13 protein-coding genes are annotated in these 14,503 nt (G+C 61.6%); 5 read left to right on the top strand and 8 right to left on the bottom strand.

Annotated features, from left to right (window positions below; translation table 11 throughout):
* Positions 1 to 39 precede the first annotated feature (39 nt).
* Complete coding sequence (locus FHT92_RS06395; RefSeq protein WP_183823265.1) at positions 40 to 1,254, top strand: LysR family transcriptional regulator; 1,215 nt, start codon at positions 40 to 42, stop codon at positions 1,252 to 1,254.
* Between the two features lie 33 nt (positions 1,255 to 1,287).
* Positions 1,288 to 2,010: a copper homeostasis protein CutC gene (locus FHT92_RS06390; protein ID WP_183823263.1), complete on the top strand. Its 723-nt coding sequence runs from the start codon at positions 1,288 to 1,290 to the stop codon at positions 2,008 to 2,010.
* Here the strand turns inward: FHT92_RS06390 and FHT92_RS06385 are convergent.
* The 7 genes from FHT92_RS06385 to FHT92_RS06355 form a co-directional block, all read right to left on the bottom strand.
* Positions 2,007 to 3,026: a zinc-binding alcohol dehydrogenase family protein gene (locus FHT92_RS06385; protein WP_183823261.1), complete on the bottom strand. Its 1,020-nt coding sequence runs from the start codon at positions 3,024 to 3,026 to the stop codon at positions 2,007 to 2,009. The two genes, FHT92_RS06390 and FHT92_RS06385, sit on opposite strands and share 4 nt — an antisense overlap.
* 65 nt (positions 3,027 to 3,091) lie before the next feature.
* Entirely contained in the window at positions 3,092 to 4,066 is a 975-nt protein-coding gene (locus tag FHT92_RS06380) for an ABC transporter permease (RefSeq protein ID WP_183746382.1), read from the bottom strand.
* A 27-nt stretch (positions 4,067 to 4,093) separates the two neighbouring features.
* Complete coding sequence (locus FHT92_RS06375) at positions 4,094 to 5,647, bottom strand: sugar ABC transporter ATP-binding protein (protein WP_183823259.1); 1,554 nt, start codon at positions 5,645 to 5,647, stop codon at positions 4,094 to 4,096.
* 99 nt (positions 5,648 to 5,746) lie between these two features.
* Positions 5,747 to 6,736, bottom strand: coding sequence for an ABC transporter substrate-binding protein (locus FHT92_RS06370; RefSeq protein WP_183746388.1), 990 nt, complete (start codon positions 6,734 to 6,736; stop codon positions 5,747 to 5,749).
* Positions 6,737 to 6,947: 211 nt separating this feature from the next.
* Entirely contained in the window at positions 6,948 to 7,394 is a 447-nt protein-coding gene (locus FHT92_RS06365; protein ID WP_183823257.1) for an RbsD/FucU family protein, read from the bottom strand.
* 9 nt (positions 7,395 to 7,403) lie between these two features.
* Positions 7,404 to 8,423 carry an aldo/keto reductase gene (locus FHT92_RS06360; protein WP_183823255.1) on the bottom strand — a complete coding sequence of 340 codons (1,020 nt, stop codon included), beginning with the start codon at positions 8,421 to 8,423 and terminating at the stop codon, positions 7,404 to 7,406.
* 40 nt (positions 8,424 to 8,463) lie between these two features.
* On the bottom strand, positions 8,464 to 9,966 hold the full coding sequence (locus FHT92_RS06355) for a UxaA family hydrolase (RefSeq protein WP_183823253.1): 1,503 nt from the start codon (positions 9,964 to 9,966) through the stop codon (positions 8,464 to 8,466).
* 251 nt (positions 9,967 to 10,217) lie between these two features.
* Here FHT92_RS06355 and FHT92_RS06350 point away from each other — a divergent pair, with 251 nt between their 5' ends.
* Positions 10,218 to 11,117, top strand: coding sequence for a GntR family transcriptional regulator (locus FHT92_RS06350; protein ID WP_183746400.1), 900 nt, complete (start codon positions 10,218 to 10,220; stop codon positions 11,115 to 11,117).
* 55 nt (positions 11,118 to 11,172) lie between these two features.
* Here FHT92_RS06350 and FHT92_RS06345 read toward each other — a convergent pair whose 3' ends face one another.
* On the bottom strand, positions 11,173 to 12,666 hold the full coding sequence (locus FHT92_RS06345) for an MDR family MFS transporter (RefSeq protein WP_183823251.1): 1,494 nt from the start codon (positions 12,664 to 12,666) through the stop codon (positions 11,173 to 11,175).
* Between the two features lie 366 nt (positions 12,667 to 13,032).
* Between FHT92_RS06345 and FHT92_RS06340 the strand changes: the two genes are divergently transcribed.
* Together FHT92_RS06340 and FHT92_RS06335 are read left to right on the top strand one after the other, a co-directional pair.
* Entirely contained in the window at positions 13,033 to 13,875 is an 843-nt protein-coding gene (locus FHT92_RS06340; RefSeq protein WP_183823249.1) for a glycosyl transferase, read from the top strand.
* A gap of 69 nt (positions 13,876 to 13,944) precedes the next feature.
* The gene (locus tag FHT92_RS06335) at positions 13,945 to 14,448 is read left to right on the top strand and encodes a hypothetical protein (RefSeq protein ID WP_183746409.1); all 504 of its coding nucleotides are present in this window, start codon (positions 13,945 to 13,947) and stop codon (positions 14,446 to 14,448) included.
* The last annotated feature ends 55 nt before the right edge of the window (positions 14,449 to 14,503 follow it).

The raw sequence follows: 14,503 nt of genomic DNA, 5'->3' as shown, positions 1-14,503 counted from the left end.
TCATATCCTGCGCTTTTTCAGTATCTTCGGGAGAAAATCTTGCATCTCGGCGCCCTCTTTGTCGCAAGCCATGTCCTGTCTTCCGGCTCCATGCGCGAGACAGCGCGCCGCTTCAACGTCTCCGTCTCGACCGTGTCGGCGGCGATCGACAATCTGGAGACGGAGCTTGCCCTGACGCTCGCCGAACGGTCCTCGGGCGAACTGGTCATTCTGCTCGCCGGCGGCAGGGTCCAGGAAGGATTGGCGCCGATTCTTGCTGCGACGGAGCAGCTTGGCAACCTGCTCGGCCATCATGAGCCGGAGGCTTACGGACGATGGGCCGCGCGCATCCCCGTAAAACTCGTCACCATGGAGCGTTATCTGGAGGTCGCCGATCAGGGCAGCATCAATCGTGCGGCTCGCCGTCTGCGTCTTGGTCAGCCTCAGCTTTCATTGCAGATTGCAAATCTTGAGAAATTCTTCGGGAGCAGGCTCTTGGAGCGGCAGGCTCAAGGCTCGGCGCTGACCGAAGAAGGCCGCTTCGCTTATACGGTCTTTTCGACCATCAGCCTCGCCTGGAACGAACTGAAATCCGCTGCGGACGAGCGCTACCAGCGCACCGCCCGCTCGCTGCGCATCGGTGCCATTATCCCTACGGGCTCGGAAAGCTGGGTGGCGCGCTGCCTGGGAAGCCTCGTTGCCGAGTGGAATACCCTGCGCAACAAGAATGCTCTGTCGCTCGTCTCGATGACCGCGGACGATCTGCGCGAGGCGCTGAAATCCGGGCGCATCGATGTCGCGATCCTCGATTCCGTCTTTGGCCTGGACAGCTTCCGCCATCGCGAATTGCTACGCACCGACATGGTGGCGATCGCCCCCCTCGACAGTGAGGAAATGACGGCGGCCGATCTTGTCGCCAGCCATCCGATCTGCACACCAAGTCCGCGCACCGGGATCGGCCATGCCGCCATGACCTTCGGCTATGACCGCACCCTGCATCGCCGCCTCCGCGACCGGGATATCACGGCGGCGGATTCGCTGCCCGTCATCGTCGATCTCGTCGCCAATCACGGTTACGTCTCCTTCCTCGGCCGTGTCAGCGCCATCCCGATCGCCGACCGGGTGCGCATCGTCGAACTCGAAGAGCCGATGCCGATGTCCTATCACGTGGCCTTCAATCATCGGAAAGCCGCGGCTGACGCTTGCGACCTGCTGATCGCGACAGTGACAAAAATTGCCCCGGCTCCTGTCGCGAAAGATGCCGCCTTCGCATAAATAAGCTGCGATGGAAGAAGAGGGATTCGCACGATGACGGTTTTGCTGGAAGTCTGCGTCGATAGCGCTCAAGGCCTTGCGGCGGCAATCGAAGGCGGCGCTGGCCGCATCGAGCTGTGCTCAGCACTCGAGCTTGGCGGGCTGACGCCGCTACCGAGCCTGATGCGGATCGCGGCGCAAGCGCCGATCCCGGTCTATGCAATGATCCGCCCGCATGCCGGTCCCTTCATCTTTGATGCCACGGATGAAAAGGCAATGCTGGCCGATATCGATGCTGTCAGGGCCGCAGGTCTTGCCGGCGTCGTCATTGGCGCCAATCGCCCGGACGGCACGCTCGACATGCCGCTCATTCATCGTTTGAAGGCGCATGCCGCCGGCCTCGGCTCGACACTGCATCGCGCTTTCGATCTCGTGCCCGATCCGGATGTGGCACTGGAGCAGGTGGTCGAACTCGGCTGCGAGCGCATCCTCACTTCAGGCTGTGTGCCGAAAGCGATGGACGGGCTCGAAATGCTGAAGCGCATTTCCGCCAAGGCAGTCGGTCGCATCTCGATCATGCCTGGCAGCGGCGTGCGCCCGACCAATGCCGTCGAAATCCTGCGGGCGACGGGTGCTCACGAAATTCACGGCTCCTGCAGCTCATCCGTTGCCAGCGCCGATCCGCGCGCCGTCACCTTCGGCTTCGATGTGCCGACCTCGAACCGCACGGATGTCGAGGTCGTCAGGCAGATGCGCGCCGCAATCGATACGCTTTAGTCGGCGACCTTGATCACGGCCTTGATGAGGCCGCTCTTCTCATGCGCCCAGCGGGCAAGATCGCGCGGCGCATCGGCAAGCGTCGTGCGATGCGTGATCAGCTTGTCGACCGGCACGAGGCCCTTGGCGATCGAATCCGCGACATGTTCGAAGTCGACACGCGTTGCATTGCGGCTGCCGATGACCATCATCTCCCGCTTGTGGAACTCCGGATCGGAGAAGCGGATATCGTCTTTCACCACACTGACGAGGACAAGCGCGCCGCCATGGGCGACAAAGCTGAAGGCCTTCTCTATGGACGGTCCAAAGCCTGTCGCGTCAAAGACGACATCAAAGCCATCGCCGTCTGTCCTGGCCTTCACGGCGTCTGCGGTCCCATCATTGGCGATAATGCCTGACATAAAGCCGAAGCGCTCCGAGGCCATCTGCAGCCGTTCCGCACTCGTATCGAGCAGCGTCACATCGTGACCGGCAATACGCGAGAAGATCGCCGCTCCAAGGCCGATCGGGCCTGCCCCGATGACGAGCGAGCGGGAGCCTGCAGGCGCCATGGATCGGCGCACCGCATGCGCCCCAATGGCCAGGAATTCGACGGTCGCGGCAGCTTCCAGGCTGAGACCCTTGGCGGCGTAGAGATTGCCTGCGGGCACCACGATCTCCTCGCAAAAGGCGCCGTCGGTATGAACCCCGAGTACCCTAATATTGGTGCAGCAGTTCGGCTTGCCCTGCCGGCAGGCAACACAACTGCCGCAGGAAAGGTAAGGATTGACGATCACAGGCGTGCCCGTCGCCATCGCCACGCCGTCGCCTGCTTCGATCACGGTCGCCGAGATCTCATGTCCCATGACGCGCGGATATTCGAGAAACGGGTGCTTGCCTTCGAAGATGTGATAATCCGTGCCGCAGATGCCGACATGGCTGACGGCAAGCCGTACCCAGCCGGGTGCTGGTTTTTCGGGGGAGGGGCGCTCGACGAGATCGAGGACACCCGGTTCGCGGCAGAGGACTGCTTTCATGATGGTTCTCGCATTTCTGGAATGGAGAAAGCCGGCCTTTGGGCCGGCTTCGCTTTGCTCTTGGCTCAGCCCGCCCGGCGCCGGCGAAGCTGGTCGAAGTAGACGATGACGATGATCAGCAGGCCGGTGATGATGCGCTGCCAGAACGAGTTGACGTTCAGGAGATTGGCGCCGTTATTGATGGTCGCCAGAATGAACGCACCAATCAGCGGGCCATGCACGGAGCCGACGGCTCCGAAGAGAGACGTGCCGCCGATGACCGAGGAGGCGATTGCCTGCAGTTCCCAGCCGTCTGCCTGTGTCGCGTTGCCGATTGCGATACGCGAGGCAAGCAGCACGCCGACGAAAGCTGCAAACGAAGCCGAAAGAATATAGGCCAGATAGATCATCTTCTTGACGTTGACGCCGGAAAGGCGCGCGGCCTCCGCATTCGAACCGACGGCGAAGAGATAGCGGCCCCAGCGGCTCAGATGCAGGAAGACGAAGGAGGGGATCGCCACGAGGATGACCATCCAGAACAGGCTTGGAACGCCAAGGAAATCAGCGCGGGCGAAATTGCTGAAGCTCTCGTCGGTGATGCTGATCGTCGAGCCGTTGGTGATCAAGAGGCCGATGCCGCGCAGCGATGTCAGCGTCGCCAGCGTGATGATGAAGGGCGGCAGGCCCATATGCACGATGCCGAAGCCATGGAAGGCGCCGATCGCAATGCCGATGGCGAGCGTCAGCACGATCGCTGCCCAGAGCGGCACGCCCGTCTGCAAGAGCCAGGCGATGATGACGGTGCAGAAGCCGACGATCGCGCCGACCGACAGGTCGATGCCGGCGGTGATGATGACGAAGGTCTGGCCGAGTGCCAGGATCGCCGTCATCGCGCCTTGGCGCAGCAGGTTGGAAATATTCAGCGGCGTCCAGAAGCTCTCGGTGACGAAGCCGAGCACGATCCAGAGGAAGATCAGCAAGCCGATCAGCGTCAGGCCGAACAGGATGTTCATCTTCCGGCGCGGCGGCGGCGCGACGATTTCGGTGGGGGTGACAGTCATGAATTTTCTCCCTCTTATTCTTTTGGCTCAGACGCCGATCGCTTCGCTGAGCACTTCTTCATGCGTCGCCGCGTGGAAATCATGGCTTGCAACGAGCCTGCCGCTGCGGAAGACGTGCAGCCGGTCGGCCAGTTCGTAGACCTCGGGCAGGTAGGAGGAGATCAGGATGATGCCTGCCCCCTCTTTCAGCAGCTTGGCGAAGAGCCGGTAGATTTCTGCCTTGGTGCCGACGTCGACACCGACGGTCGGCTCATCGAAAATGAAAAGCCGGGCGCCATGGCTCAGCCACTTGCCGATAACGATCTTCTGCTGATTGCCGCCCGACATGCTGGAGGCCGGAACACGCCGGCTCGGCGTCTTGATGCTGAGATCGCGGATCTGCTTGTCGGCATTCGCCGATTCGCGCGCATGGTTGATAACCGGTCCGTGGCTGAGACGCCCGAACACCGGCAGGTTGATGTTGAGGCCGATCGGCAGGTTGAGGCAAAGCCCCTGGTCGCGCCGGCTTTCCGGCGCCAGCGCAATGCCGAGCTCCATTGCGGTGCGCTCGTTCCTGATATCGACGCGCTTGCCCATCCAGTGGATTTCGCCCGCACTTGTCGGCTGGCGCCCATAGAGACCGAGCGCGAATTCGCTGCGCCCGGCGCCGATGAGGCCATAGAGCCCGACGATCTGTCCTGCCTTGACGGAGAGCGTCACGTCCTCGAAGCCCGGACCCGAAAGGCCCCTGACGTCGAGGATCGTCTGGCCGATCGGAATGTCTTCCTTATGATAGATCTGCTCGATCGAGCGGTTGATCATCAGCGCGATCAGCTCCGCCTCGTTGGTCTCGCCGATCAGACGTGTGCCGACATGCGTGCCGTCGCGCAGCACCGAGACGCGGTCGGCAAGCTCGAAGACTTCTTCCATACGGTGGCTGATATAGACGATGGTGACGCCTTCGCTCTGCAGGCGGCGGATCAGCTTGAAGAGCTGCGCGGATTCCTGGCGGGTGAGATAGGCGGTCGGCTCGTCGAAGATCAGGAACTGCGTGCCGCGCATGGCCGCGCGCGCGGTGGCGACGAGCTGCTGCTGACCGATCGTCAGCGAGCTCAGAAGCGCACCGGCCGGCAGGCCGAAGCCGAGATCGTCGAGGACGGACTGCGCCATCTTCTCCATCTGCTTCCTGCGCATCAGCCCGTAACGGTTGACCTCGTCGCCGAGGAAGAGATTGGCAGCCACGGTCAGGTGCCGGCAGAGCACGACTTCCTGGTGGACGGCGTTGATGCCGCGGGCGATCGCCTCGTTCGGCGTCGACAGTCCCACCGGATGACCGCACCACAGCACCTCGCCGGCCGTGCGGGTGATGACGCCGGTGAGCAACTTGATGAGGGTGGATTTGCCGGCGCCGTTTTCGCCGACGATGGCGTGGATTTCACCGGCCAGGAAGGTCAGCGTCGCCGGCTTCAGCGCCTGCACGTGACCATAGTTCTTCTGCAGGCCTTTCAGTTCGAGGATAGGCGATCCGGCGGGAATTCGATTGGCTTCTTTCAGCGTCGCGCTGTCATCGTGGCGATGACTGACCTCTTCCAGTCCGACCATGGACCTCTCCTCCTTTTGTCACGTCTGCTCTCCATCCTAAACATACCATGGATGGAAAAAGCCGCGCCGGTTTTGAAGCCGGCGCGGCCGTCTGTCGTTTTACTTGATCTTCGGGTTCAGGAGCGCGTCGATCTTCGGCTCTTTCATGTTCGCCTTGGTGACGAGGTTCGCGCCGGTGTCGACATTTTCCGGGACCTTCTCGCCCTTGGAGACGGCAAGAGCGGTCTTGATGCCGTCATAACCCATGCGATAGGGATCCTGAACGACGAGGCCGGCAATCGCGCCATCCTTGAGGAAGCCAACCGTCTTGTCGTCGCTGTCGAAGCCGATGACCTTGATCTTGTCGCCGAGCTTGTTTTCGGCGATCGCCTGGCCCACGCCCTGCGCCATGATGAGGTTCGAGGCGAAGACGCCGACGAGCTTCGGGTTTGCCGTGATCAGGTCGGTCATCATATTGAGGCCGGTCGTTGCCTGGCCGTCGCCATACTTGTCGGCGATCACCTTCAGGCCAGGATGCTTGGTCTTGATCTGGTCCAGGAAGCCTTCGCGGCGCTGTTCCAGCGAGCCGACGCCGGGAAGGTTGGTCAGGATGACGACGTCGCCCTCTTCCTTGCCGGTGGCTTCCTTGATCGCGGCGGCAAGACCATCGGCGGCGATGCGGCCGCCCTGGACGTTGTCGGTCGTCAGGAACGACTTGAATGCCTTGGAGTCGGCGCCGGAGTCGATGCCGATGATCGGAACCGACTTGGCGGCTTCATCGATCGGCTTGCCGAGCGCCTTGAACTCGGTCGGCGAGATCACGATGGCGGCCGGCTTGCCGGCAACGGCGTTTTCCAGGATCGAGATCTGGCCATTGATGTCGGATTCAGCCTGGGCGCCGAGTTCCGGCACCTTGACGCCGAGATCCTTACCGGCCTTGCGGGCGCCGGCCAGGACGATCTGCCAGTAGAAGGACGTCGTGTCCTTGACGATGATCGGGATCGTCACTTCGGCGGCAAAGGACGTGGCCGGCATTGCCGTAGCGATGACGGCAGCGCCTGCCAGTGCCGTAAAGGCGCGGCGAGACAGAATGGATTTCACGATATTCATAAGGGTTCTCCTCTCAGGTGCGTTCTCCTCCAATGAAACCGGACCGCTGAACGCAGGCGGACGATTTTTATCGATAAAAAACATTTACAGTGAGAAGCTAGCCGAGGTCCAGGCAAATTGCAAGAGCGCTGATCTCGCCTTCATGATTCATTGAATCGCCTCCCAACCGATTGTTTTTATTTTAAATACACAAAGACCTAAAATAAGGTCTTTAGTTGAATTGCACCTCATGCGGATGCACGACACCCTTCTTCAAAATGAGGTTGCCGTACAGCCGGAATTCGGTGGTCGCCACGATATAGGCCGCCTTCCGCGCCATTTCGTAGAAGGCGAAGCGTTCGACGGATGCGATGGAAAAATCACCCGCGCGCCGGGTGACGATCTCCTGGAATTCGGCGCAGACCTCGGGCACGGCCTTGGGATCGCCGACCACTTCCATCCGCCATGCCGATTGCGGCACGAACGTATCGAGCGGCATATGCGTGAGGATCGCCTCGGCCATGGCTGTGGCGCTGACGCCGTCGGCGCGGATGACATCAGGTCCCATGCTGCTTGCCGGGAAATTGGCGTCGGCAATGACGATATCGTCGCCATGCCCCATGCTCTTCAGTGCATAGAGCAGGTCGGGGCCGAGAAGCGGATGAATACCTTTGAGCATGGTGTTTCCTCAGACGCGGACAGCTTCTTCGCCGAGCGGTGCGGCGACCAGTGTGTAGGGATCGAATTCGGGATAGATATCCGCCGGAATGTGCGGCTCGAAATTTTCCATATTGCGCGTAAGGCTCGAAGGCTTCGCCGTCCCGATCAGCACCGACGAGACGACGGGGTCGCGCAACGGAAACTGCAGAGCGGGTGCAGCCAGCGGCAGGCCGTGGCGCTTGGCCACCTCTTCCATCGCTCCGACCTTGCCGAGCACCTCGTCGGTCGCGGGCATGTAATCGAAATGCGAACCAGGCACCGGGCCGGTTGCAAGGATGCCGGAATTGAAAACGCCGCCGACGACGAGCGATGTGCCCTTTTGCCGGCAGAGGGGCATGAGCTCGGAAACCGCCGAACGGTCGAGCAGTGTGTAGCGGCCGGCCAGCAGGATCGCGTCTATATCGGCATTGCGCATGACGTCGAGGCAGACAGGCACCTCGTTGACGCCGAGGCCGAAAGCCTTGATCGCGCCTGAAGACTTCAGCTTTTCCAGCGCCTTGATGCCGGTATCGAGGAAGTTCTTCAGGTGCACGGCATTCTTCGCGGCGCCATGCGTATAGGAGCCGATATCGTGGACGAAGAGCATATCGATGCGGTTGAGGCCGAGACGCGCATAGCTGAAATCGACCGACCGCATGATGCCGTCATAAGAATAATCGTAGTCGGCATCGAAGGAGAGAGCATCCACATAGCCGTAACCGGGAACGGCACCCGTCGGCACCGGGCGCAGCAGGCGGCCGACCTTGGTGGACAGCACGTAATCGTTTTCCGGCTTGTCGCGCAGGAAGTCGCCGACCCTTCGTTCGCCGAGTCCCAGGCCATACCACGGCGCCACATCGTAATAGCGGATGCCGTGGTTCCACGCCGTCTCCAGCGTTTCCATCGCCTGCTCGCGCGGGCAGGCGCGATAAAGGCCGCCGAGCGCTGCTGCACCGAAGCTGATTTCGGTGACTTCCAGCGCCGTCTTGCCAATCCTCCTCGTCTTCATCATTCCTCCTCGTGAAGACCCGAAATTCGATAAATACTATTCAGAGTGTGGCGCCGAGATGCCACGGAACGAACTCGTTGTCGCCATAGCCGAAAATTTCGCTTTTCGTCTTTTTGCCCGAGGCCGTTTCCACGATCAGATCGAAGATCTCGCGGCCCTTGCCGCTGATGGTCGCGTCACCGGTGACGATCGTGCCGCAATCGATATCCATGTCCTCTTCCATCGAAGCGTAAAGCGCCGAATTGCTGGCGAGCTTCAGTGAAGGGGCAGGGCGACAGCCGAAGCAGCTGCCGCGGCCGGTCGTAAACGCGATCATGTTGGCACCGCCGGCCACCTGACCGGTCGCCGACACTGGATCGTAGCCGGGCGTATCCATGAACACGAGGCCGGGGGCCGTGACGCGCTCGGCATAACCATAGACGGCAGTCAGCGGCGAGCGGCCGCCCTTGGCGACGGCGCCGAGCGACTTTTCCAGAATGGTCGTCAGGCCGCCGCGCTTGTTGCCCGGAGAGGGGTTGTTATCGAGCGATGCGCCATGCAGGGCGACATAATCTTCCCACCAGGCGATCTTCTCATCGAGCTTCCTGGCGACATCGTCGCTGACGGCGCGGCTGCGCAGCAGATGCTCCGCGCCATAGATCTCGGAGGTTTCCGAAAGGATTGCGGTGCCGCCGGCTGCAGCCAGCAGATCGGCCGCGACACCGAGCGCCGGATTGGCGGTAATGCCCGAAAAGCCGTCGGAGCCGCCGCATTGCAGGCCGATGATGATCTCGCCGACGGATATCGGCACACGCTTTTCACGGCCGACATCGGCAGCGATCTCGCGCAGCACGCCCATGGCGCGTTCGACCGCGCGGCGCGAACCGCCGGCATCCTGGATGTTGAAATGCCGCTTGGAGGCCCCCGCACCGCTCTGGCCGTAGAGCGTCAGCTGGTTGACCTCGCAGCCGAGGCCGATCATCAGCACGCCGCCGAAATTCACGTGGCGGGTATAACCGGCGAGTGTCCTGTGCAGCACGTTCATGCCGTCACCCGTCGAGCTCATGCCGCAACCCTGGTCGTGAACGATCGGCACGAAGCCGTCGATCCCGTCATAATGCGGCAGGATGGTGCGGTTGGCCTCGTCGGCAATCGCCCGGCAGACCGTGGTGGAACAGTTCACGCTGGCGATGATGCCGATATAGTTGCGCGTCGCAGCGCGTCCGTCGGCACGGCGATAACCCATGAAGGTGCGCGCCTTGTCATCAGCACTTGCTTCCTCGGGAGCGGAATTGGCCGTCGCGGCAAGCCGGTCGTTTTCGAAATGGAGATTATGGCTGTGAACGTGATCGCCGGCTTTTACGTCCGCAGTCGTGCGGCCGATCGCCTGGCCGTATTTGACGACCGGTGTTCCGAGCGGAATGTCCGTGATGGCGATCTTGTGGCCGGCGTCGATCTTCTGCCGCGTTTTCACATTGGCGACATCAGATCCTTCAGCGATCGGTGCCGTTGCGACCGCGACGTTGTCTCCGGCCGACAGGATGATCCAATTCTGTCTGTCCAATTTCTTCTCCCTGGGGAAGCGTCCGCTACATCGGCGAAATGCGCATTGATTTTGTTTTTTATCTACAATAAACATTTTCAAGTCAACGGGAATATTGATCCTGTGGACGAGGGAGGCGAACAGCCGCATGCGACCGAAAATAAGATAAAGGTCGCCTGAAGAGGCTCCTGGTCCGGCTGTGCCCGTTCTCAGCGGCGGGCATCATCGCCGTGTCGCCAGAGCCGTCGGGTTTGAGCGGAAAGCGGGGTCTGATGGCAAGACAGAATACGGTCTTCAAGGAAGCGTATAATCGGTATGCGGCAGCGTTGCGCCTGGATACGGCGCTGCCTTCGGAGCCCGAGATTGCCGCCCAGCTCGGCGTTAGCCGCAGCACCGCGCGCGCCATCCTGACCCGCCTCAGCGAAGAGGGCATCATCCGCTGGAACAAGCGCCAGAAGATCGTGCTGCGCCAGCCTGTTGACCGCGACTTCTTCCCCTCGGAAGAAACGGATTCGCTGCACGACATCATCGAGCGCAGCTTCATGCAGCGCATCCTGTCGGATGAGGCAGCCCCCGGCATGCAGATCAACGAGCTGGAGCTTGCCCGCGAGATCGGCACGGGGACCACGAGCGTGCGCGAATTCCTGATCCGCTTCTCGCGCTTCGGGCTGATCGAAAAACGGCCGAACAGCCATTGGACACTGAAGGGTTTTACGCGCGAATTCGCCCTGGAGCTCGCCGATGTGCGCGAAATGTTCGAGCTGCATTCGGCAGCCGAATTCGGCAAGCTTCCTGCCGGAAATCAAGCCTGGGCCGATCTTGCCGTTATCAAGGAAGATCACCTCTCGATGCTTTCCGATATCAACAACCGCTTCAAGGAATTCTCGGTGCTCGACGAGCGCTTTCACCTCTTGATCCACCGCGCCTCGAAGAACCGCTTCATCGCCGATTTCTACGACGCGATCGCCATCATCTTTCACTATCACTATCAGTGGAACAAGACGGCTGCCCGGGAACGCAACGAGCGCGCGATCCACGAACACCTCGATTATATCGCAGCACTGGAAGCCCGCGATCAGGCAAAGATCGAGGCCGCCTGCCGCATCCACCTTCGCTCGGCCCGCCAGACGCTGCTGCAATCGCTGCCGCAGGGCGCCACGGAAGGTGTCTGAATTACCATCATGAAGGGCGTGCCGCGTGGCCCCCTCATCCGGCCCTTCAGCCACCCTAATGCGACGCCGCCTCGCTGGCCCTGCTGCTCGCGCCCCCGGTCTTCACGCCGCGCCCGATCGGAATAAGCCAGGTCGTCGCAAAGGTCAGCACCGCCACGACCACGACACCCCAGAAGCTCCAGTGCAGTGCCGCATCGAAGACCGCGCGAGTCGCCGGATCGGCGGCGAGTGCCGAGAGCCCGGTCGGCTGGTTCAGCGCCTCGCGCAGGCTGCTGGCCGCCTCACCCGCCGCATAATGGTCGATGCCGGCATTGAGGACGGCGCCGAGCACCGTGGCGCCGAGCGTATTGCCGAGGCTGCGGGAAAAGATGTTCGAGGCAGTGGCGCTTCCGCGCATCGACCACTCTACGCTGTCCTGCACCAGCGCAATGCTGGTGAGATTGATGAGGCCCATGCCGAAGCCCATGAAGAAGGAGCCTGCTCCGGCCACGGCCGGATGGCTTTCCGGCGTGAGGAACAGCAGGAAGGCCGCGCCGAAGGGGAACATGAAGCTGCCGACGCGCAGCGTGTTGCGGATGCCGAATGCCCTGAAGAACCGGCTGGAAAGCATCACCGACAGCGGCCAGCCGACCACCAGCATGGTCAGCGTGAAACCGGCAACGATCGGCGAGCGGCCGAGCACGCCCTGCACATACATCGGCAGGATCGTCGAAAGGCCGATCAGCGCCATGCCGGCTAGAAGCATGCAGGCATTGCTGGTCGCCACCAGCCGCCGGCTCCAGAGCGCAATAGAAATGATCGGCTCCGGCGTGCGCTTCTCCTGCAGCACGAAAAGAATGCCGGTCACGACGAAGACGATGGCAAGCGAGATGAGAATCCAGGCCGGCGCAGTCGTTTCCGTCAGGATCGTCAGGAGCGCGACGATGGAAATCGAAAACAGGATGGCGCCGAGATAATCGATCCTGGCTTGCCTGTGCGCCACGTCCTCCTTCAGGAAGATCAGAAAGGCGGCGATCGACAGGACGCCGATCGGCAGGTTGATCCAGAAGATCCAGGCCCAGGAGATCGTATCGACAATGATGCCGCCGGCGAGCGGTCCGACGACGGCCGAAGTCGCCCAGACGGTCGCCATCACGCCCTGCACCTTGCCGCGCTCCTCCAGCTTGAACAGGTCGCCGATGATTGTCATCGTCACCGGCTGGATCGCCCCGGCGCCAAGGCCCTGCACCAGCCGGAAGATAATGAGCGAGGCCATCGACCAGGCAAGGCCGCAGAAGAGCGAGCCGACGAGGAAAATCAGGATGCCGCCGATCAGCACCGGCTTGCGCCCGAAAATATCCGAAAGCTTGCCGTAGATGACCGTGGTCGTGGACTGCGCCAGCAGGAAGGCGGAGAAGACCCAGCTGTAATAGGTGAAGCCGCCGAGCTGGCCGACGATGCGGGGCATCGCGGTCGCCACGATCGTGGCCTCGATCGCCACCATGAAGGTCGCGAGCATGATCGTGGCGACGACGAGCGTGCGGTTGGATTGCTGGGCGGTGGCTGACATGATGAACCTCTCGGGGCGCTTTCTCCGTGATACGGAAAAGCCGCTGCCGGCTGGTGGGCTAGTGCAACGCGAAGTGTCGGCAGTCTTTTATGCTCCTGCTGATAGCAGGTAAAGCGTAAGTGAGATGCTTTCTCCGATGCCGACGCTTCAAACCGCTTCCGGCCCAGGAAAATTTCAAATACAACACATCTTGCGAAGGATGTTTCGGCGGGTACCCGCCGGAAAAAGAGATCTGGCACGCCAGGGCTCTCGGATGTCAGGATTGCATTTCCGCCAGGTTATCCCAACTGAAAACCTGATGCAGGCCTGTGAACCGCTCCATCGCGGATGCGAAAGGTTCGGATCCGGGCACGGAAATGGCGAGTGATGATGGCGCATGTTTTGGCTGCGAGCGGCGGCGTTAAACAGGTAATTTGCATCAATTGGGGTACAAGATACGGGCCGACTTTCATCAACCGGCTCTACGCGATGGTGTCGCGTAACATCACGCCGCCCTTCACCTTCACATGCTTCACCGACTGCCGGGACAATCTCCATCCCGCCATCCTGTGCGAGGATCTGCCGCCTCTCGATGTCGAGATGCCCGTCAATACCAGGGGCATCTGGCCGAAGGCGAGGCTTTGGGGCCCGAAGCTCGGCAGCCTGAGCGGGCCGGTCCTCTATCTGGACCTCGACCTCGTCATCGTCGCCTCCCTCGATGCGTTTTTCGAAGTCGGAGGACCCGATGACGTCGTCATGGCCCGCAACCAGACGACGCCTTTCGAAAGGCTCGGGCAGAGCTCGCTCTTTCGCTTTCCGGTCGGCAAGCTCCTGCCGCTGCAGGAAGAGTTCAGGGCCAACCCGCAGAAAGTGGCCGATGAATATGAGTATGAGCAGCGTTTCGTCACCCGCAAGGCGCCCGGCGGCGTGAAATTCTTCCCGCGAAACTGGGTTCTGCATTTCCGGCAGGACTGCCACTGGGCCTTTCCGCTGAACTATTTTCTCGCGCCGCGCCTGCCATCCAGCGCCCGCGTCGTCCTCTTCCCGCGCGGCTTCCACCCGCAGAACGCCATCGAAGGCAAATTCGGCCCGCGGGGCCGGGGCGAGACCAGGCTCGCTCATATCAAGGGCGTCTTCGACGCCAGCAAACGCGACGGCAAGCAGCCCTTCCGCTACCTGCGCCACTATATATTGCCGACGCCCTGGGTGGCCGAGCATTGGCACGAGTGAGAACGGGCGGCGGCGGAACTATTTCCAACTTCGATTGTTGTCGGCTGAGGAAAACTGCGGGGTGCTCCCATGCGTCCTCTTTTCTTTGCGACAATGCTCACGCTCACAGGTCTGGCCGCCGGCGCAAACGCGTCCGAGGCGGATTTCCTCAATTCGCTCGAGGGTGACTGGAGCGGAAGCGGAATGGTCCTGACCAGGATCGGCGGAGCGAAGGTCAACGTCTCCTGCAATCTGAAATCCGACGCGGGCGCCTCGACCGTTGCGATGAACGGCAGCTGTCGCGGTCTCGCCGTCATCACGAGAAGCTTTTCGGCAAATGTGAAGGCCGCCGGGCAACGTTACATCGGCAACTACACCGGGCCATCGGGCCAGCCGTCCAAGCTCGTCGGCAGCCGGAAAGGCGATGCCCTCACCTTCAACGTCACCTGGGCGCGCGTCACCAACGGCGACCGGAGCGCAAACATGATGATCGAAAAGGTCGGCCAGAACGGCCTTCGCCTGCAGACCGTCGATCGCGACCCCGCATCGGGCCGGTCGGTGGTGACGAGCCGTATCGATCTGCAGCGGCAGTGACTGATGTCTCAACAGCGGCGAGATCGCCGGATCGGGACATCGGATTCTGTGATGC

The organism is Rhizobium sp. BK377 (assembly GCF_014193935.1).
Taxonomy (GTDB): domain Bacteria; phylum Pseudomonadota; class Alphaproteobacteria; order Rhizobiales; family Rhizobiaceae; genus Rhizobium.
This window is presented reverse-complemented; position numbering and strand designations above follow the sequence as displayed.